Source organism: Novosphingobium lindaniclasticum LE124, from assembly GCF_000445125.1.
GTDB lineage: Bacteria > Pseudomonadota > Alphaproteobacteria > Sphingomonadales > Sphingomonadaceae > Novosphingobium > Novosphingobium lindaniclasticum.
This window is the reverse complement of the sequence record NZ_ATHL01000075.1, coordinates 79,119-98,185: the sequence shown is the minus strand read 5'-3', so window position 1 is coordinate 98,185 and position 19,067 is coordinate 79,119. Positions and strand designations below refer to the sequence as shown.

General features: G+C 65.8%; 23 protein-coding genes. 12 read left to right on the top strand and 11 right to left on the bottom strand.

Features of this window, described 5'->3' with window-relative positions:
- The first annotated feature begins 273 nt into the window (after positions 1-273).
- Positions 274-1,179 carry an HpcH/HpaI aldolase/citrate lyase family protein gene (locus L284_RS35135; protein ID WP_268745344.1) on the top strand — a complete coding sequence of 302 codons (906 nt, stop codon included), beginning with the start codon at positions 274-276 and terminating at the stop codon, positions 1,177-1,179.
- A gap of 46 nt (positions 1,180-1,225) precedes the next feature.
- On the opposite strand, the gene L284_RS35130 is transcribed toward L284_RS35135, so the two are convergent.
- Positions 1,226-1,816: a TlpA family protein disulfide reductase gene (locus tag L284_RS35130; protein ID WP_031342092.1), complete on the bottom strand. Its 591-nt coding sequence runs from the start codon at positions 1,814-1,816 to the stop codon at positions 1,226-1,228.
- 19 nt (positions 1,817-1,835) lie between these two features.
- On the opposite strand from L284_RS35130, the gene argH reads away from it, so the two are divergent.
- From argH to L284_RS35110, 4 genes are read left to right on the top strand one after another with little or no spacing between them, the layout of a single operon-like run.
- On the top strand, positions 1,836-3,209 hold the full coding sequence (argH, locus tag L284_RS35125) for an argininosuccinate lyase (RefSeq protein WP_031342091.1): 1,374 nt from the start codon (positions 1,836-1,838) through the stop codon (positions 3,207-3,209).
- A gap of 5 nt (positions 3,210-3,214) precedes the next feature.
- Complete coding sequence (locus tag L284_RS35120) at positions 3,215-3,454, top strand: hypothetical protein (RefSeq protein ID WP_021233991.1); 240 nt, start codon at positions 3,215-3,217, stop codon at positions 3,452-3,454.
- A 40-nt stretch (positions 3,455-3,494) separates the two neighbouring features.
- Positions 3,495-4,754 carry a diaminopimelate decarboxylase gene (gene lysA, locus L284_RS35115; protein ID WP_021233990.1) on the top strand — a complete coding sequence of 420 codons (1,260 nt, stop codon included), beginning with the start codon at positions 3,495-3,497 and terminating at the stop codon, positions 4,752-4,754.
- Between the two features lie 19 nt (positions 4,755-4,773).
- Entirely contained in the window at positions 4,774-5,568 is a 795-nt protein-coding gene (locus tag L284_RS35110; protein ID WP_021233989.1) for a precorrin-2 dehydrogenase/sirohydrochlorin ferrochelatase family protein, read from the top strand.
- Positions 5,569-5,592: 24 nt separating this feature from the next.
- On the opposite strand, the gene L284_RS35105 is transcribed toward L284_RS35110, so the two are convergent.
- From L284_RS35105 to pyrE, 10 genes are all read right to left on the bottom strand, one after another.
- Positions 5,593-5,763, bottom strand: coding sequence for a DUF1289 domain-containing protein (locus L284_RS35105; RefSeq protein WP_021233988.1), 171 nt, complete (start codon positions 5,761-5,763; stop codon positions 5,593-5,595).
- The gene (gene dmeF, locus L284_RS35100; RefSeq protein ID WP_031342089.1) at positions 5,760-6,725 is read right to left on the bottom strand and encodes a CDF family Co(II)/Ni(II) efflux transporter DmeF; all 966 of its coding nucleotides are present in this window, start codon (positions 6,723-6,725) and stop codon (positions 5,760-5,762) included. Before dmeF ends, L284_RS35105 begins: the two co-directional genes overlap by 4 nt.
- Before the next feature lie 7 nt (positions 6,726-6,732).
- Positions 6,733-7,005: a metal/formaldehyde-sensitive transcriptional repressor gene (locus tag L284_RS35095; protein WP_021233986.1), complete on the bottom strand. Its 273-nt coding sequence runs from the start codon at positions 7,003-7,005 to the stop codon at positions 6,733-6,735.
- Positions 7,006-7,100: 95 nt separating this feature from the next.
- The gene (gene ruvX, locus L284_RS35090) at positions 7,101-7,583 is read right to left on the bottom strand and encodes a Holliday junction resolvase RuvX (RefSeq protein WP_021233985.1); all 483 of its coding nucleotides are present in this window, start codon (positions 7,581-7,583) and stop codon (positions 7,101-7,103) included.
- Positions 7,565-8,692 (bottom strand): DUF3089 domain-containing protein, encoded by a 1,128-nt coding sequence (locus L284_RS35085; RefSeq protein ID WP_021233984.1) that lies wholly within the window; start codon positions 8,690-8,692, stop codon positions 7,565-7,567. Before L284_RS35085 ends, ruvX begins: the two co-directional genes overlap by 19 nt.
- A gap of 33 nt (positions 8,693-8,725) precedes the next feature.
- On the bottom strand, positions 8,726-9,841 hold the full coding sequence (locus L284_RS35080) for an AI-2E family transporter (protein ID WP_021233983.1): 1,116 nt from the start codon (positions 9,839-9,841) through the stop codon (positions 8,726-8,728).
- Positions 9,841-10,767 carry a signal peptidase I gene (gene lepB, locus L284_RS35075; RefSeq protein ID WP_021233982.1) on the bottom strand — a complete coding sequence of 309 codons (927 nt, stop codon included), beginning with the start codon at positions 10,765-10,767 and terminating at the stop codon, positions 9,841-9,843. Before lepB ends, L284_RS35080 begins: the two co-directional genes overlap by 1 nt.
- Before the next feature lie 19 nt (positions 10,768-10,786).
- The gene (gene acpS, locus L284_RS35070) at positions 10,787-11,197 is read right to left on the bottom strand and encodes a holo-ACP synthase (protein WP_021233981.1); all 411 of its coding nucleotides are present in this window, start codon (positions 11,195-11,197) and stop codon (positions 10,787-10,789) included.
- Positions 11,198-11,360: 163 nt separating this feature from the next.
- Entirely contained in the window at positions 11,361-12,104 is a 744-nt protein-coding gene (locus L284_RS35065) for a pyridoxine 5'-phosphate synthase (protein WP_021233980.1), read from the bottom strand.
- A gap of 28 nt (positions 12,105-12,132) precedes the next feature.
- Positions 12,133-12,717, bottom strand: coding sequence for an orotate phosphoribosyltransferase (gene pyrE / locus L284_RS35060; RefSeq protein WP_021233979.1), 585 nt, complete (start codon positions 12,715-12,717; stop codon positions 12,133-12,135).
- Between the two features lie 206 nt (positions 12,718-12,923).
- Between pyrE and coxB the strand changes: the two genes are divergently transcribed.
- The 7 genes from coxB (at position 12,924) to L284_RS35030 (ending at position 19,049) form a co-directional block, all read left to right on the top strand.
- Positions 12,924-14,003 carry a cytochrome c oxidase subunit II gene (gene coxB / locus L284_RS35055; RefSeq protein WP_040713183.1) on the top strand — a complete coding sequence of 360 codons (1,080 nt, stop codon included), beginning with the start codon at positions 12,924-12,926 and terminating at the stop codon, positions 14,001-14,003.
- A gap of 27 nt (positions 14,004-14,030) precedes the next feature.
- Positions 14,031-15,719, top strand: coding sequence for a cytochrome c oxidase subunit I (ctaD, locus tag L284_RS35050; RefSeq protein ID WP_021233977.1), 1,689 nt, complete (start codon positions 14,031-14,033; stop codon positions 15,717-15,719).
- A gap of 103 nt (positions 15,720-15,822) precedes the next feature.
- Entirely contained in the window at positions 15,823-16,737 is a 915-nt protein-coding gene (locus tag L284_RS35045; protein WP_021233976.1) for a heme o synthase, read from the top strand.
- Positions 16,738-16,748: 11 nt separating this feature from the next.
- Entirely contained in the window at positions 16,749-16,880 is a 132-nt protein-coding gene (locus tag L284_RS48930; RefSeq protein ID WP_268745343.1) for a hypothetical protein, read from the top strand.
- Positions 16,880-17,479 carry a cytochrome c oxidase assembly protein gene (locus L284_RS35040; protein WP_021233974.1) on the top strand — a complete coding sequence of 200 codons (600 nt, stop codon included), beginning with the start codon at positions 16,880-16,882 and terminating at the stop codon, positions 17,477-17,479. Before L284_RS48930 ends, L284_RS35040 begins: the two co-directional genes overlap by 1 nt.
- Positions 17,480-17,566: 87 nt before the next feature.
- Positions 17,567-18,388 carry a cytochrome c oxidase subunit 3 gene (locus tag L284_RS35035; RefSeq protein ID WP_021233973.1) on the top strand — a complete coding sequence of 274 codons (822 nt, stop codon included), beginning with the start codon at positions 17,567-17,569 and terminating at the stop codon, positions 18,386-18,388.
- A 94-nt stretch (positions 18,389-18,482) separates the two neighbouring features.
- Positions 18,483-19,049, top strand: coding sequence for an SURF1 family protein (locus L284_RS35030; RefSeq protein WP_021233972.1), 567 nt, complete (start codon positions 18,483-18,485; stop codon positions 19,047-19,049).
- Positions 19,050-19,067: the final 18 nt, after the last annotated feature.

Below are 19,067 nucleotides of genomic sequence, written 5' to 3'. Positions count from 1 at the left end.
TCGCATCGTTCTGACCGGTAGGGGGATCGGCCGGGAGAGTTCCTGGCAGCGGTACGCGAAGAGATTTACGCAGCTCTTAACAACAAATGTAATGTTGTCCTGCGCGAGGACTTGGTGGCAAGGCGTTGTAGTCTTGCAACAGGTCTGTCGTGCGGATGGCGGGACCCGCTCTCGCGCGTGGTGCCGACGAAGCGGGCAATGGCGGGTTCGCTATTCAAACCCACTTCAAGCCCGGATAGGTCAAGAAGGCAGGACGAGGGAAAGGAAATGAGAGTGTCGTTACAGCATGGGGCTTCGCAACGGGACCTGGCCGCCGCCCGCTCCTGGCTTTTCGTGCCGGGCGACAGCGAGAGGAAGATGGCCAAGGCCGCGGCGGGCGAAGCGGATATCGTCCTCATCGACCTGGAAGATGCCGTCGCACCGGGAGCCAAGGCTGCCGCGCGGCCCTTGGTCCATGACTTCATCAAGGCCCATCCCGCAGAGCGCCACCGCCTCTGGGTGCGGGTCAACCCGCTCGACGGTCCTCATACGCTGGACGACCTGGTGGCGGTGATGCCCGCGCGTCCGGGCGGGATCATGCTGCCCAAAGTTCATGGACGGCAGGACGTCGAGCGGCTGGACCGCTACCTCGAGGCGCTGGAAGTGGCGAACGGCATCGGGCAGGGGGCGACGCCGGTGATCGTGCTCGTCACGGAGACCGCCGAATCGATGTTCCATACCGGTGACTACAAGGGCGCGCCGCGTGTCGTGGCCCTGACCTGGGGAGCGGAAGACCTAGCCGATTCGATTGGCGCGGCGTCCAACCGGAACCCGGACGGCGCCTATTCCTTCACTTACGAGCTCGCGCGGAGCCTTACAGTATTGGGCGCGGCGGCGGCAGGCGTGGCGGCGGTCGAGACGATATCGGCGGATTTCCACGACCTCGAAGCGCTGAAATCGCGGGCGGAGAAAGTCCGCCGCGACGGCTTTCGCGGCATGCTGGCGATCCACCCGGCGCAAGTTCCAGTCATCAACGCGGCGTTCACTCCCAGCGAGGCCGAAGTGGCGGAAGCGCGGGAGATCGTCGACCTCTTCGCGGCGAATCCGGGGCAGGGCGCCATCGGCTGGAGGGGCGGCATGCTGGACCGCCCCTATCTCGCCCGCGCCGAGCGGCTGCTGCGCCAAGCCGGAATGCCCTAGAATTGTTCCACGGGAAACTTTCCTCCCCGAGCGAGGCCGGAAGGACCTACTTCGCTTCGGCCAGCAGCTTGGCGGCTTCCGGCGAGGACCAGTCGTTCCCGCCGGTATAGCGCCAGACTTCCCGGCCCTGGCTGTCGAACAGCACGGTGACCGGCAGGTTCCCGCCATACTGGAAGCCGAGGTCGCCGTTCTCGTCCACCCAGGGCTGGATGTTGTCGAGCTTGCGGCGGCGCAGGATCTCGACGACCTTGTAGGTGTCGCCGGTGTCCTGCGAGATCGGCAGGATCTGGACTTTGCCGTTGGGATCCTTGGCCAGCGCCTCCAGCGTCGGCATCTCGGCGATGCAGGGTGCGCACCAGGTCGCCCAGAGGTTGATCAGCAGCGGCTTGCCCTTCAGCGACATGAGGTCGAGGCTCTCGCCGGTGTTGTCCACCAGGGTCACGTCGGGCATCGGGTCGCCCTTGTGCGAACGGTCGACCTTGCCGGTGACGGCAGGCTGCGTTGCCGGAGCCGCGCTTTCGGAAGCCTTTTGTTGCGCGTCCTTGCCGCTTTGCCTATCGCAGCCCGCGATCAGGAGGGCGCCGGCCCCCGCGACGGAATACAGGACGAGCGACTTGAGCGATTTCGAAGACAGCAAGGCGGCGGGCTCCAACCAGATGTGGGGTGGACGGTTCGAAGGTGGACCGTCTGCGATCATGCGCGAGATAAATGCCTCGATCCCCTTCGACAAGGCATTGTGGCGGCAGGACATCGCCGCCAGCAAGGCGCACGTCGCGATGCTGGGCGCTTGCGGCGTGGTTTCGGGCGAGGATGCGATCACGATCCGCGACGGTCTGGACCAGGTTGCGGCGGAGTACGAAGTCTCCGGCGTCCCGGAAAACTGGGATCTCGAAGACATCCACATGACCACCGAGGGCCGCCTGGCCGAGCTGATCGGCCCGGTCGCCGGGCGTCTGCACACCGCCCGTTCGCGCAACGACCAGGTCGCCACCGATTTTCGCCTCTGGGTTCGCGATGCCGTCGATCAGGCCGATGCGGGACTGGAAGCGCTCCAGCAGGCGCTCGTCGCCCGCGCCGGGGAACATGCCGATTCGATCATGCCCGGCTTCACCCATCTGCAAACCGCGCAGCCGGTGACGCTGGGCCATCATTTGATGGCCTATTACGAGATGATCGGCCGCGACCGTTCGCGCTTTGCCGATGCGCGCAAGCGCATGAACCGCAGCCCGCTGGGCGCGGCGGCGCTGGCCGGCACCGGCTTCCCGATCGACCGCGTGATGACGGCGCAGGCGCTCGGCTTCGACGGGCCGACCGACAACAGCCTCGATTCGGTTTCCGACCGCGATTTCGCGCTCGACTACCTGATGGCTGCGGCGCAGTGCTCGCTGCACCTTTCGCGACTGGCGGAAGAGTTCATCATCTGGGCCAGCCAGCCGTTCGGCTTCGTGGCGCTGCCCGATTCGCTGTCGACCGGCAGCTCGATCATGCCGCAGAAGAAGAATCCCGATGCGGCCGAATTGGTGCGCGGCCACTCGGGCCGGATCGTCGGCTGCCTCACCAGCCTGATGATCACCATGAAGGGCCTGCCGCTGGCCTATTCGAAGGACATGCAGGACGACAAGCCGCCGGTCTTCGAGGCCGCCGGCCTGCTGGCGCTGTCGATCGCGGCGATGACCGGCATGGTCGCCGAAACGCGCTTCCGCACCGACCGCATGCGCGGCGCCGCCGAACTGGGCTTCGCCACCGCCACCGATCTTGCCGATTGGCTGGTGCGCGAAGGCAACATTCCCTTCCGCGAGGCGCACCACATCACCGGTTCCGCCGTGAAGCTGGCCGAGCAGCGCGGCGTCGCGCTCGATCAATTGCCGCTGGACGATCTCAAGGCCATCGACAGCCGCATCGACGAGCGCGTATTCAAGGCGCTCTCGGTCGAGGCTTCGGTCGCCGCGCGTGGTTCGCATGGCGGCACCGCGCCTGAGCAAGTACGCCTGCGCGTGGCCGAAGCCCGGCTCGCGCTCGGTCTGGAGTAATCTCGATGCGCAAGACTGCCGCCCTGATCCTGCTTCTCGCGCTTTCGGCCTGCGGCCAGCGGGCGGCGCTGGCGTTGAAACCGGGGCAGCAGCTTCCGTCCGCACCCTACGGCCGCGCGCAGAAACCGGGCAGCGCCGAGCTGCTCCAGACGCCGACGCTGGCCATTCCCGAACGCAGCGTCGAACTGCGCACCCGCTCGGAACCTCGGGACGACGATCCTTTCGATCTCCCGCCGCCAGAATAAGCCTCAAGGCCGGACCGGCCTTCCAGATACCGAGACATCCATGGACCATTTTGCCCTGAACGACGGCGAACTTTTCGCCGAGAACGTACCGCTGGCCGCGATCGCCCGCGAAGTCGGTACGCCCGTCTACGTCTATTCCCGCGCGACGCTCAGCCGCCACGCCCGCGTATTCCGCGAGGCCTTGGCAGGCCTGCCCAGCGTCCACATCGCTTTCGCGGTGAAGTCCAACCCGAACCTTGCCGTTCTGCGCCTGCTGGCGAGCGAGGGCTACGGCGCCGACGTCGTCTCCGAAGGCGAGATGAACCGGGCGCTGGCCGCCGGTATTCCGGCCGCCGACATCGTCTTCTCGGGCGTCGGCAAGACTCGCCGCGAACTGACTGCCGCGGTCAAGGCGGGGATCGGCCAGTTCAACCTCGAAAGCGAGGAAGAGGGCATGGAACTGGCGGAAATCGCCGCCTCGCTGGGCCAGCGCGCACCTTGTGCCTTGCGGGTCAATCCCGACGTGGACGCGCGCACCCACGCCAAGATTTCCACCGGCAAGGCGGACAACAAGTTCGGCGTTGCCTACGACCGCGCGGCCGCGATCTACGCCCGGCTCTCGGCGCTGCCGGGGCTCGACATGAAGGGCCTCGCCGTCCACATCGGCAGCCAGATTTCCGACCTCGAACCCTCGCGCCTCGCCTTCCTCAAGATGGGCGAGCTGATGGAGGCGATCCGCTCCGAGGGCCATTCGGTGACGCACATGGATCTCGGCGGCGGCCTCGGCGTGCCCTACAAGGCGAGCGATTCGCTGCCGACCCCGCAGGACTACGGCGCGATGGTGGCTTCGGTGGCGAAGGACTGGGGTGTCACCCTGATGTTCGAGCCGGGCCGGGTGATCACCGGCAACTCCGGCGTGCTCGTCACCGAAGTCGTGCGCGTGAAGGAGGGGGTGGTGAATCCCTTCGTCGTCGTCGATGCGGCGATGAACGACCTCGCCCGTCCCGCGATGTACGATGCCTGGCACGACTTCGCGGCGGTGAAGCCCAACGGCCGGACGATGACCGCCAACATCGTCGGTCCGATCTGTGAAAGCTCGGATACGTTCGCGATGGGGCGCGAGATCGATGAAGTCGCCGCCGGTGACCTCGCGATCTTCCGCACGGCCGGGGCTTACGGCGCGACGATGGCGAACACCTACAACAGCCGCGCGCTGGTGCCGGAAGTCATGGTGGACGGCAGCAAGTGGGCGGTGGTCGCTGCCCGCATCGAGCCCGCGACCATCCTGGCCGCCGAAGCCGTGCCCGAGTGGCTGGCCTGAGCCGGGAAAGCACCCCCTCATGATCGAGAGCCTGCCCCTCTTCCATCGCATGGCCGGACGTCCGGTCGTGGTCACGGGAAGCGGGGAGGCTGCCGATGCCAAGCGCCGCCTCGTCGAACGGGCCGGGGCAAGGCCGACAGCCGATCTGGCGGAAGGGATTGCGCTCGGCGCCCGCATCGCCTTCATCGCCGAGGAGGACGAGGCGCGCGCCCAGGCCGCCGTGTCCCAGGCCCGGGCGGCGGGCCTGCTGGTGAATGCGCCTGATCGGCCCGCCCTTTGCGACTTCACCGTACCGTCCATCCTCGATCGCACGCCGGTACTGGTTGCCATCGGCACCGGCGGCGCTTCAGCGGGGCTTGCCAAGCAACTGCGCCTGCGTCTGGAGGCGCTGCTGCCGCAATCGCTGGGCGAACTGGCCCGCGCGCTGCTGGCGGCACGACCGGCGCTGCGGTCGCGGTTTCCCGATGCCGGCGAAAGACGGCAGGCGCTCGATGCCGCGCTGGCGCAAGGCGGCCCGCTCGACCCGCTGACCGAGGCCGGGGAGGCACGTCTTTCTCTCTGGCTTTCCGAAGCTGCCGAGCCGGCAAGCGACACCGTGGAGATCGTCCTGCGCAGTGACGATCCCGATGATCTTACCTTGCGCCAGGCACGCCAGCTTGGCTCGGCGGACCTCATCCTGCACGAGCCGGAGGTGCCCCCCGCGATCCTCGACCGCGCCCGCGCCGACGCCCCGCGTCTTGTGATCGGCCCGGGCGAGATGGAAGTCCCGGCGGTTCGAGGCCTGGTGCTTATGCTACGGGTGAGGGCGCGCTAGGCCACCGAAAGGGAATTGCCGCGATCACGTCCGCTCGAGCTTCGCCAGGCGGCGCGGCAGTTCTGCGGAAATCTTGCGAAGCTGGTGGGGCTGGGCCTTTCGCCAGCCTCTCACTTCCTGAACCGTGCGGCCGCAGCCCTTGCACCATCCGGTCCGGCGGTCGAAGCCGCATTCGTCGATGCAGGGCGACTTCATATCGGTCGTTCCTGCAAAGCCCGGCACTCGATGGTGACATGCTGCAATTCGTGAACCGGCGATAGCCGTCTGCGCAGAACGCTTGCATCGATATGAGGCGCTGCCACCGCTGCGCTGACGATCGCGGCATGGGCTTCGGGACCGAGCTTCCAGACGTGCAGGTCGAGGATGCGGGCGTCACCGGGCGCTTCGACGGCCTCCTTCACTTCCTGCGCCAAATGCGCGTCGGTCCGGTCCAGCAGGACGGCGGCGGTGTCCTTCATAAGCGACCAGGACCACCGCGCGATCACGATCCCGCCGACGATCCCCATTGCCGGGTCGAGCCAGATCCACCCGAGATAACGCCCCGCGACCAGCGCCGCGATCGCCAGGACGGATGTCAGGGCGTCGGCAAGGACATGCAGGTAGGCGGAGCGCAAGTTGTTGTCGGCGTGGCCGTGAGCATGATGGTCATGAGCGTGATGGTCATGAGCGTGATGTCCGTGGTCATGGTGGCCATGCCCGTGATGCCCGCCGAGCAGAGCCGCGCTGACGAGGTTGACTACAAGACCCAGGATCGCGATGACGATCGCCTCCTCGAACGCGACGGTCATCGGTTCGAACAGCCGCAAGGTCGATTCCGCGGCGATGGCGATGGCGATGACGGCCAGCACGAGTGCGGAGGCAAAACCCGCCAGATCGCCGACCTTGCCGGTGCCGAAGCTATAGGCGGGATTATCGGCCTGACGTTTCGCAAAGGCGTAGGCTCCCGCCGCTACGCTCAGGGCGCCGGCATGGGTAGCCATGTGGAAGCCGTCGGCGAGCAGCGCCATGGATCCGGTGAGATGCCCGACGATGATCTCGGCCACCATCATCAGGGTGGTCAGCGCCACGACCCACAAGGTCCGCCGCGCATTTCGCTCGTGCGATCGGCCCAGGAAATAGTGGCGATGAAGCGGCGCGGCGGGGAGGGGGGAGTCCACGAAACTTCTACTTCGCGTAGCGGCGAATGGCCGCGATCAGCTCTTCGGCGCCTTGCTCCCGCTCGGCCTGGGGTAGATCGGGGGCCGCGACGTGGGTTCTCACATGGGCTTCGATCAGTTCATCGATCAGCCCGTTCACGGCGCCGCGAACCGCCGCCGCAAGGTGCAGGGTCTTCGCACAGTCCTGACCGTCGGTCAGCCCGCGTTCCACGGCCTGAAGCTGTCCGATGATGCGCCTGACCCGCGCGACCAGGGCGGGACTGTCATGAAGATGTGCCATATAGGGTACCCCCCTAGGCTATATGGCGATCAGCCGCAAGGCGACGTTCCCGCGTTTGCAGTCTCCGATGTCGGACTGGAACGAGTAGCGCCGCCTCAGAACATCCCGCCCGCCAGGGCATCCGCAGCGCCCTGCAGGATCACCGCGGCGGCGGCGGAGTCTATGCGGGTAGCCCGCTTGGCGCGGCTCATATCCTGGTCGAGCAGGCCGCGCTCGGCCCCGGTGGTGGACCAGCGCTCGTCCCACAGCAGGATCGGCAGGCCCAGCACGCCGAGGTTGCGCGCATAAGCCCGGCTAGACTGCGCGCGCGGGCCTTCGGAGCCGTCCATGTTGAGCGGCAGCCCTATGACGATGCCCTTGATCGAACGCTCGCGGATGAGTTCGAGCAGCAGTTCCCGGTCGGCGCCGAACTTGCCGCGCTTCAGTGTCTTGCCGGGCGAGGCGATGCGCCATCCGGCATCGCAAAAGGCGGTGCCGATGGTTTGGGTGCCGAGGTCCAGCCCCAGCAGTCCACCGCGATCGGGAAGCGCGCCGCGATAATCCAGCGCGCTGGTGGTGATCACTGTGCCTTCTGCCATGTCGCAACCCGTTTTTCGAAATCCGCGCGAAGGTTCGCCCAGAACAGGGTCACGTCATAGAGATGGTAGTTGTTTCCGGGAAGGACGTAAGGTCCCATGTCCAGCGCGGGCGGCGGTCCGATGTGGAGAAAGTGATCGGGCCCGCAACTCGCCGGAACGGTGGCCTTGGCCAGGGTGCCGCTGGCGGAGCGGGAGTCGGGCTTATGATCGGGGACGAGAGTGCCGAGGTTGGTCGCCGCATCGGCGCTGCCGCCCTCGGTTCCGGTAAGCGGATTGGTGCAGAGGAACGGACTGCCCGCAACGCCCTGACCGTCGAGCCCGGTGCGGCGGCCGTAAGCGGTCAGCAGCATCTTGGTGTCGGCGGGGTCGGCGACGGATAGCCAACTGACGACGCAGCCGGTCTGCTCCGCACCGGTGCAGGCCGGAAGCCCCATCTTCGGGAGATCGTGCGCCAGCGAGACGGGCCAGCCGATCACATAGGCGGCGACGATGCGCTGGCCCAGCGGTTTGCCTGCCGCACGGTCGCGCAGCACGCGGCGCAGCAGGAAAGCGCCCTGGCTATGTCCGGCCACGACGATCGGACGACGTTTCGGGATGGTCTTCACGAACTGGTCGAAGGCGGCCAGAACGTCGGAATAGGCAAGGTCGATGGCGCGGTTGGCTTCCGGTGCAGCGGTCAGGAAGGCGCCCACCGCTGCCTGGCGATAGCGCGGCGCCCAGACTTCCGCGCGGTTGAAAGGGCTGGCCATGCCCTTGACGAAAAGTGCGGCGCGATCCTGCGACAGTGCGTCGGCAAGGTCGCCGTTCCAGGCGCTGCGCGCGACGAGGCTGGTGGGATGTACGAAGAACACTGCCACCGGCAGCGGCTTTTCGGGCTTCTCCACCCCTGGCGGCAGCCAGCGCGAAGGATCGTCCTGCATGTCCGGCCGCGCGATCCACATCGCCGGATCTCGCCAGGCTTCCGGCCCGAGCGCATCCTTCTGCGCGTATTCGACGGTGGGCACGAAGGCCAGTTCGGTCAGATCCTCCGACCAGAGCCGCAGCGCCGCGAACAGGGCGATGACGAGGATGACGATAATCGCAATGACGTAGAGGAACTTGCGGGCCATGACTCTAAGGTCTCGCCTGCGGGAAACCCTCGGTCAAGCGCTGCCGGGCGCGATAGCGGCGCTTCCCTGTAAAAGGTCCGTTTCCGCCCCGCCGTTGCGATCGGCCTCCCGCTCCAGCCAGATCTTGATCATCGCCACCAGCGGATCGGCCAACGCCAGCCCGAGCAGGCCGAACAGCACGCCCATGATCAGCTGTGCCGCCAGCACCAGCGCGGGCGGCAGGTCCACGGTCTTGCGGGCGATCATCGGCACGATCAGGTAGCCGTCGATCAAGTGGATCAGCAGGTAGACGAAGATGGTGTAGAGCCCCATCTCGTACCCGCCCGAGAAGCCGACCAGGATCATGATCATGCCGGAAATGGGCGCGCCGATGTTCGGCAGGAACGCCAGAAGCCCGGTGATCAGGCCGAGGAGGGCGGCCATCGGCACGCCGTAGAACTGGAGCATGGCCCAGGTGAACAGGCCCTCCACGATCATGCCGATCAGGCGGCCGAACAGCAGGCGGCGCAGGGCCTGCCCCATGATCGCCGCCGTGCTTTCGAAATTATCGCGCCGATCGATCGGCAGCATCCAGCCGACGCCGCGCCGATAGAGGCGCGGCTCCAGCGCGAAGTAGATGCCGAGCACGAGGATCAGGAACAGGGTGGTGACGACACCGATGAGGCCGCCGACCACACGGGTCACTTGCCCGATGCCGCCAAGCGCTTCCTGCGCCATGCCCCGCAGCTCCGTGATCCGGGGCTGGATGCCGTGGGCGCGAAGCCAGGACAGTCCGTGACGGAACTGGTTTTCGATGGTTGTTGGCAATTCGGCAGCCTGCGACGCGATCTGGCTGCCGGCGAACCGGCCGACCCAGAGCAGGAACAGCAGGGCGAACAACAGCACCAGCCCCACTCGCAACCCCCGCGGGATCTTCAGGACCTTGCCGACCATGCGGGCGCCACCGTCGATCAGGGCGCCGAACACGATCCCGCCGAATATGACCAGCAGCGATTGCGAGAGAAACACGGTCAGCGCCAGCAGCGCGACCATGCCGATCCAGACGAAGGCCTTGCGCGCCTCGGTGCGGATCAGCGGATCGGAAATATCGGTGGGACCGGCACGTTCGGAAAGGTCGGCTTCAACCTCCTGTTGCGGCCCCGAGGCCATCAGTTCCAGGCCTTGGCGGTATCGACCGGCGGACGCAGGCTGGTGAAGGCGCGGCCCGACCGCAAGGCGGTCCACCAGGTCACCGGGTTCCAGCTCTGGGTGCCGTCCAGCGAGAACGTGATGAACTCGGCGCGGCCGCCCACGTCGGAGAGCGGCACCGGCCCGCCGAGCCCGCCGCCGGGCCGACCGAACATGTCGGTTTCGAACGGCGCCCGGCTGTCCGCCGAGCGATCGCGATCGTCGCCCATCACGAAGACGTGGCCTTCTGGCACTTTGACCTCCGCGTAATTGTCCAGTTCCTGGTTGAGGTAGTCGATCACCTCATAACTGGCGCCGTTGGGCAATGTTTCGCGGTAGGTCGGCATTTCGTAGACATCCCTGCCGCTGGGCAGCCGGGTGCGAAACTGTTCGAACCCGTCGTAGCAGTGGCCGGGCTCGGCATCGCCTTCACACGTCAGCGAATCGTCGGCGGCGATGCGGACCGGCGGCACCATCTCGCGCGGGACGAACCGGCCGTTCAGGCGAATGCGTCCGTCGATCACCGCGATGCGGTCTCCCGGCAGGGCGACGACGCGCTTGATGAGATCCGCCTTGCGATTGCCGGGCACGACGATCACGATGTCGCCATACTCCGGCGTGCGGCCCATCAGCCGCCAGGTGCTGCGGGGCAGCAGGTGGAAGCTGATCGAAGACCAGTTCCAGCCGTAAGGATACTTCGAGACGACCAGCCGGTCGCCCACCAAGAGGCCCGGCATCATCGAGATCGACGGGATGTAGAACGGCTTGGCGATGAAGGAATGAAACGCCAGCACCCCCAGCAGCATCAGGGCGAGCCCGCGCAGTTCCTGGAACCAGTTGACCTTTTCCGCAGCCGGCGAGGCCTGAACGGACGCCTGGCTGAGAGTCGGCTTGGGCTGTTGGATCATGTCCCGGAAATACTCGGCGTCAGGATGGAGAGAGGGGGCGTGCTTCGATGACCACGAAGGCCTGGGCCCATGGATGATCGTCCGTGAGCGTAAGGTGAACCACGGCCTCGTGCCCGTCCGGAGTCAGGGTGTCCAGCCGCGCTTTCGCGCCGCCGGTCAGCGCCAGGGTCGGCGCGCCGGAGGGCGCGTTGACCACGCCGATGTCCTTCATGAACACGCCGGCCTTGAATCCGGTGCCCACTGCCTTGGAAAAGGCCTCCTTGGCCGCGAAGCGCTTGGCCAGGGTCCCGGCAACGGTGTGCGGGCGGCGCGCGGCCTTGGCCTGCTCCACTTCGGTGAAGACCCGCTGGAGAAACCGGTCTCCGAAACGATCGAGCGAATTCTGGATTCGCTGGATGTTGCAGAGGTCGGAGCCAAGGCCGATTATCATGGATTTCCCCCCCGACGCGGGGAGGAGGACCGTCGCGGAGCGATGGTGGACGGACGCCGGCGCGTTGCATGACACCGAGAAGCCGCGCCTCGCCGCGCCGGCCCCACCGCCATGCTGCGCATGGCGCCCCTCTCCGGATCGGGGAGGAACTGGGTGTCGTTCATCAGCGGACCTCGTCCATCAGCTGGCGCATTCTCCGCACGCTCGTCTCCAGCCCGCAGAATATCGCCTCACCGATAAGGTAGTGGCCGATGTTGAGTTCCGCCAGTTGGGGAATGGCGGCGATCGGCTGCACGTTCTCGTAAGTGAGGCCATGGCCGGCATGGGGCTCGATGCCGTTCTTCGCGGCGAGCGCGGCCATGTCGACGATGCGGCGCAGTTCCACCGCGACCTGCTCGCCCTCGGCATGGGCATATTCGCCCGTGTGGAACTCCACCACCGGAGCGCTCAGCTTGATCGCCGCTTCGATCTGGCGCGGCTCCGGCGCGATGAACAGGCTGACCCGGATGCCCGCATCGGAGAGGCGCGCGACGATGGGTGCGAGGCGGTTGTGCTGCCCGGCGGCGTCCAGCCCGCCCTCGGTCGTGCGCTCCTCGCGCCGCTCGGGCACGATGCAGGCGGCATGCGGGCGATGGCGAAGCGCGATGTCGAGCATCTCTTCGGTCGCCGCCATTTCCAGGTTGATCGGCAGGCCCGTGGCCGAAGCCACGCGCTCCAGGTCCTCGTCGCGAATGTGGCGGCGATCCTCGCGCAGATGCACGGTGATCCCGTCACCCCCGGCCTGTGCCACGATCTGCGCCGCGCGGGCCGGATCGGGATGCTCGCCGCCGCGCGCGTTGCGGATGGTGGCGACGTGGTCGATGTTGACGCCGAGACGCAGGCGCGCAGGGGTGAGGACGTTGGCCAATTCGTGAAATCCTAGCTTGGGAAATACCTCAGGGCTGAGCGCGGCTGCCGGGCTTGACGGCGGGCGTGGCGGCCAGTTCGGGCGGCAGTTCTTCGGGCGCGTAAGTCGGGAAATTGAGCGCCACCAGCGGGAAGAACGGCACGCCGAGGTCGACCGCACCGGCCGAACGGTCGATCAGCGAGGCGGCCGCGATCACTTCGCCGCCGGCTTCCTCGATCGCCTTGATCGCCTCGCGGCTGGAGAGGCCGGTGGTCACCACGTCCTCGACCATCAGCACTTTGTCGCCGGGTTCGAGGCTGAAGCCGCGGCGCAGTTCGAACGTGCCCGTGGGGCGCTCCACGAACATCGCGTCGACCTGGAGCGCGCGGCCCATTTCCTGGCCGATGATCACGCCGCCCATGGCCGGCGACACGACCTTGGTGATGGCCTTGCGAATATCGTGGGGGAGTTTCGCCGCGACTGCGACGGCGAGTCGCGCGGCCCGGGCGGGGTTCATCAGAACCCGCGCGCACTGCAGGTAGTAAGCGCTGTGCCGACCCGAGGAAAGCAGGAAATGCCCTTCAAGCAAGGCCTTGCTGGCGCGGAACTCGGCGAGGACTTCTTCTTCCTGCATCGGGAGGTATTCCTTTGGTGCAATTTGCATGTGTTCTGGCAGGCGACATGGCCCGCTGCGTCAAAAATCCCCTAGAGGCGCTTGAGACAGGCGGCAAGGCCGCGTATAGCCCCTTGTCAACGGGGGCAAAAAGCCTCCGCAATAGGGGTGCGCGCTTGGGAGGCGACTCACTTGCGCGAGCATAAGAAAACGGAAGCGCTGTAACCATGATATTGGGCAAAACCGTTCCTACTTTGGGCGAGGCTGCGAAGGCTCTCGATCTCTCTTCCGTCGCCGCTCGGTCTCTTTTGGCCCGTTCGCTTGTGGTAGCGGCGTTTTCGTCAACTCTTGCCGTCTCTTCCGCCATCGCGGCGCCAGCCGCCGAAGCCACCTCGGCCGGCAGCTACACGCCGATGAAGCCGACGCCGGGCATCGGCATGCCGGTGGAGGGCGGAATCGGCCTCCAGCAGCAATATTCCAAGCTCGGCGAATATGGCGAGTGGATCCATGACGGCGTGCTGATGCCGATCATCACGGTGATCACGCTCTTCGTGCTGCTGCTGCTGGTGATCATCGCGGTGCGCTACAACCGCCGCGCCAATCCGGTCGCCTCGAAGACCAGCCATAACACCATTCTCGAAGTGGTGTGGACGCTGGTCCCGGTGCTGATCCTGATCGGTATCGCGGTCCCCTCGATCGATCTCATCGCCAAGCAGTACAAGCCCGCTCCCAAGGGCGCGCTGACCATCAAGGTGACCGGAAACCAGTGGTTCTGGACCTACGGCTATCCGGATAACGGCGATTTCGAAGTCGTCTCGAACATGCTCAACCTGCCAGGGCAGCCGACCATCAACAACGGCGTGCGCGAAGTGGGCTCCCAGCCCTGGGACGGCCCCTCCCACCTTGAGGTGGACAACCGCATGGTCGTGCCGGTGGGCGAGCCGATCCGGCTGCAGATCACTGCCGCCGACGTGATCCACTCGTTCGCCGTGCCCTCGCTGTGGTTCAAGCTCGACGCCGTGCCGGGCCGCATCAACGAAAAGGTGCTCCTGGTAGAGAAGCCGGGCGTCTACTACGGCCAGTGCTCGGAGCTGTGCGGCGCCAAGCACGGCTACATGCCGATCGCGGTGGAGGCGCTGCCCCGCCCGCAGTACGATGCCTGGGTCCTGACCCACGCCGGCGGCGTGATCGACGGTCAAAAGCCCGCCGCTGCTGCGGCAGCCCCGGCGGCTCCTGCAGCCGTCGCCACGGAAGCGGCCTCGGAGGCTCCGGCCGCCGATTCCACCGCTGCCGCTACCGCCGAATAAGCGCGAATCCTAGGACAGGGCCCTACCATGGCAACCACCGTTCCCGACCATTTCCAGGGCAATGTGGATCACCACGCCCACGCCGATCACGACCATAAGCCGAGCTTCTTCGCGCGCTGGTTCATGTCCACCAACCACAAGGACATCGGCACGATGTACCTGATCTTCGCGATCTTCGCGGGGATCATCGGCGGCCTGTTCTCCGGCATGATGCGCGTCGAGCTGGCCGAGCCGGGCATCCAGTACCTCGACATCTTCGCCCGCTGGTTCGGTGCGACCAATCCCGATTTCAACTCGACGCTCCATGTCTGGAACGTGCTGATCACCGCCCACGGCCTGATCATGGTGTTCTTCATGGTCATGCCGGCGATGATCGGCGGCTTCGGCAACTGGTTCGTGCCGCTGATGATCGGCGCGCCGGACATGGCCTTCCCGCGCATGAACAACATCTCGTTCTGGCTGACCGTGGCGGGCTTCATCTCGCTGCTGTGCTCTGCTTTTGTGCCCGGCGGCACCGGGCTCGGCGCCGGCACCGGCTGGACGGTCTATGCCCCGCTCTCGACCAGCGGCTCGCCCGGACCCGCGGTGGACTTCGGTATCTTCGCGCTGCACCTTGCCGGTGCCGGCTCGATCATGGGCGCGATCAACTTCATCACCACCATCTTCAACATGCGTGCTCCCGGCATGACCATGCACAAGATGCCGCTGTTCGTGTGGTCGGTGCTGGTCACGGCCTTCCTGCTGCTGCTCTCGCTGCCGGTCCTGGCCGCCGCAATCACCATGCTGCTGACCGACCGCAACTTCGGCACCACCTTCTTCGACCCCTCGGGCGGTGGCGATCCGGTGCTCTACCAGCACCTGTTCTGGTTCTTCGGCCACCCCGAAGTCTACATCATGATCCTGCCGGGCTTCGGCATCATCTCGCAGATCGTCTCGACTTTCTCGAAGAAGCCGGTGTTCGGCTACCTCGGCATGGCCTACGCCATGGTCGCGATCGGCGTGGTCGGCTTCATCGTCTGGGCGCACCACATGTACGCCACCGGCATGTCGGTGAACACGAAGATGTACTTCACCGCTGCCACCATGGTCATCGCGGTGCCGACCGGCATCAAGATCTTCTCATGGATCGCAACGATGTGGGGCGGTTCGGTGGAGTTCAAGAGCCCGATGGTCTGGGCGATCGGCTTCATCTTCCTGTTCACCGTCGGCGGGGTGACCGGCGTGGTCCTGGCCAATGGCGGCGTGGACGACGTGCTGCACGACACGTACTACGTCGTGGCGCACTTCCACTACGTGCTCTCGCTGGGTGCAGTCACCGCGCTTTTCGCAGGCTTCTACTACTGGTTCCCGAAGATGAGCGGGCGGATGCATTCCGAGTTCCTCGCCCACGTCCATTTCTGGATCTTCTTCATCGGCGTGAACATGATCTTCTTCCCGATGCACTTCCTCGGGTTGCAGGGCATGCCGCGCCGCTATCCGGACTATGCCGAAGCGTACCAGCACTGGAACCACGTCGCGACGATCGGCTACATGGTCATGGCGACCAGTCTCGTGGTCTGGCTCATCAACATGATCTACGCCTTCTCGGCGGGCCGCAAGGCGGAAGACAGCTACTGGGGCGAAGGCGCGACCACGCTCGAATGGACACTGTCGAGCCCGCCGCCGTTCCACCAGTTCGAGACGCTTCCCGTGATCGAGGAAGCGGCGCATCACTGATCCAGCGCCGTCCCGGACGAGCTCCGGGGCGGCGCCCGGTTCGCCAGCGCCTGACTTTGGCACCTCGCTTTTTGGCGCCTTGCGGGTGTATGGGGCCCCCATCATGACCACGACGAGTCCCTCTTCCGCCGCATCGCTCCCCGCCGACTGGCGCGACCTTCTCGCGCTCACCAAGCCGCGGGTGATGAGCCTGGTGATCTTCACCGGCCTCTGCGGGCTGTTGGCCGCGCCCGAGCGCATTCATCCCGTCATCGCCTTCACGGCCATCCTCTGCATCGCCATGGGCGCCGGCGGCGCCGCCGCGCTCAACCAGTGGTGGGAAGCCGATCTCGACGCGGGGATGAAGCGCACCGCAAACCGCCCCTTGCCGCAAGGCCGGCTCGACCGCACCACCGCGCGCGATTTCGCCGGCGTGCTCTGCGCCGTCTCGGTGTTCCTGATGGGCTTCGCGGTCGGCTGGCTGCCCGCCGCGATCCTGGCGATCTCGATCATCTATTACGCGGTGATCTATACGATCTGGCTCAAGCCGCGCACGCCGCAGAACATCGTCATCGGCGGCGGTGCCGGCGCCTTCCCGCCGCTGATCGGCTGGGTGGCGGCAACCGGCCATGTCACGCTCATGCCGGTCGTGCTCTTCGCGATCATCTTCTTCTGGACCCCGCCGCACTTCTGGGCGCTCGCGCTCTTCGTGAAGAGCGATTACGCCAAGGTCGGCATTCCGATGATGCCGGTGGTCGCGGGCGAGAAGGCGACGCGCCAGCAGATCCTGACCTACGCCGTCCTGCTGCTGCCGCTTTCGGTGCTGCCGTGGTGGATCGGCGGAACCGGCGCGATCTACGGCATTTCGGCGATCGTGCTTTCGACGCTGTTCCTGGCGCTCTCCGTCCGTGTCGGCCTGCGCGAGCGCAGCGGCCCGGACGACACGATGAAGCCGGAAAAGCAGCTTTTCGGTTATTCCGTACTCTACCTCTTCGCGCTTTTCGCGATGCTGGTGGTGGACCGCTTCATCGTCCTTTGAAAGATCGCAGCATGAAAGACGTCCAGCAGCCCGACTCCAGAACGCCCGAGCAGATCCGCCGCAGCCGCAACCGGGTGCTGGCGCTAAGCCTGGCGGCTTTCGTGGTGCTGGTGTTCCTCATTTCGATGGCGAAGATGGGCTGATGGCTGCTGCCGGCGCTCCCATGATCAGTCGGCGCAGCAACCGGCGTGTCGCGTTCATCGCCCTGTCGATGGCTCTGCTGATGCTGGGGCTGGGCTATGCCTCGGTCCCGCTCTATCGCATTTTCTGCCAGGTGACCGGCTATGGCGGCACCACCCAGCGCGCGGACGAGGCGAAGGCGGCCGGAATCCAGGTGACCGACAAGACGATGTCGATCCGCTTCGACGCCAATGTCGAACGTGACATGCCCTGGGAGTTCAAGCCGCTCCAGCGCACCGATACGGTGACCATCGGCGAGCGGGACATGGCGCTTTTCTGGGCCAAGAACGATTCCGACAAGGTGATCACCGGAACCGCCAGCTTCAATGTCGAGCCGGAGCAGGCCGCACGCTACTTCAACAAGATCCAGTGCTTCTGCTTCACCGAACAGACCCTCCAGCCGGGCGAAGCGGTGAAGATGCCGGTGATCTATTACGTGGATCCTGCCATCCTGGACGATCCCGACAACAAGGATGTCGAGCAGATTACGCTCAGCTACACCTTCCACGTCACCGACGTCTCGGATGCAAAGACGCTGGACCATAGCCCAGCGGGCGGTTAAGTCCCGGTACGGGAAACAAATCACGGGGGGAGCATTACCCCACCGGAAGAATCGAACACGGAAGTCGAGAACGGGGACGAAGGCACCATGGCCGGTACAAAGAATCACGATTATCACATTCTTCCGCCGGACATCGCGCCGCTGGCGACCACGATCGGGGCGCTGACCTTCACTTCGGGCTTGGTCCTGTTCATGCATGACATGGCGGGCGGCAAGTTCGTGCCGTGGCTGGGTCTTGCGATCCTGCTGGCCTCGATGTTCATGTGGTTCTCGAAGATCATCAAGGAGGCGCATGCCGGCGATCACACGCCGGTGGTGCAGCTTCACCAGCGCTATGGCATGATCCTGTTCATCGCTTCGGAAGTGATGTTCTTCGTCGGCTGGTTCTGGGCCTTCTTCGACTTTTCACTGTTCCCCTCGACCCTGGCCGAGGTGGTCGGCGGGCAATGGCCGCCCAAGGCGATCGAGGCGGTGATGGATCCGTTCGACCTGCCGCTGCTCAACACGCTGATCCTGCTTTGCTCGGGCACCACGGTCACCTGGGCGCACCACTCGCTGATCCACGGCGACCGTGACGGGCTGAAGAAGGGCCTCTGGGCAACGATCCTGCTCGGCGTGCTGTTCTCGTGCATCCAGGCCTACGAATACGTTCACGCGCCGTTCCCCTTCGGCCAGAACACCTATGGTTCGGCGTTCTACATGGCGACCGGCTTCCACGGCTTCCACGTCATCGTCGGCACCATCATGCTGATCGTCTGCCTCAAGCGCGCCTACAACGGCGACTTTACGCCGCGTCAGCACTTCGGGTTCGAGGCGGCAGCCTGGTACTGGCACTTCGTCGACGTGGTCTGGTTGTTCCTGTTCGTCGCCATCTACGTCTGGGGCGGCTGGGGCTATCCGACGCACTGAGCGACAGATAGACGTCGCTATTAGCCAAAGCTCGAGAAGAGGGCAGACGCGGGCGACGCGGCTGCCCTCTTTCGTTTTCCTGTCCGAGGAAGCCATGCGCCGAATTCCCGCCCTCGCCACGCTGCTCGTCCTCGTCGCCGTAGGCTTCATGATCGCGCTCGGCTTCTGGCAACTTGGCCGCCTTCGCGAAAAGGAAGCGCTGCTTGCGCATTATGCCGATGCCCGGCGCCAGGCAGAGGAAGTCGATTGGCCGCACGATGACAAGGGGCAGGCCGATCTGCTCTACCGCCATGCCCGGCTCGATTGCGTTGCGGTCACCGACCATTCCAGCATTGCCGGGCGCAATGCAAAAGGTGAATCGGGGGCAGCGCAAACCGCCGACTGCACGCTGGCTGACGGCACAAAGGCGCTCGTCGTGCTCGGCTGGTCGCGGTTGCCGATGGCCGCGGGCGGCTGGTCCGGCGGCGAAGTCCGCGGCGTGATCGCACCCGGGCCGAGGCTGGTGGCATCCCCGCCACTTGCCGGGCTGGAGGCCAATGCCATGCCCGATCCTGCCGATATTCCCAACAACCACTTCGCTTACGCCGTGCAGTGGTTCGTCTTCGCGGCGACTGCGCTGGTGATCTATGGGTTGGCACTGAGAAAGCGGCGCACACCCTGAGCCGTGCTTAAAGCATTT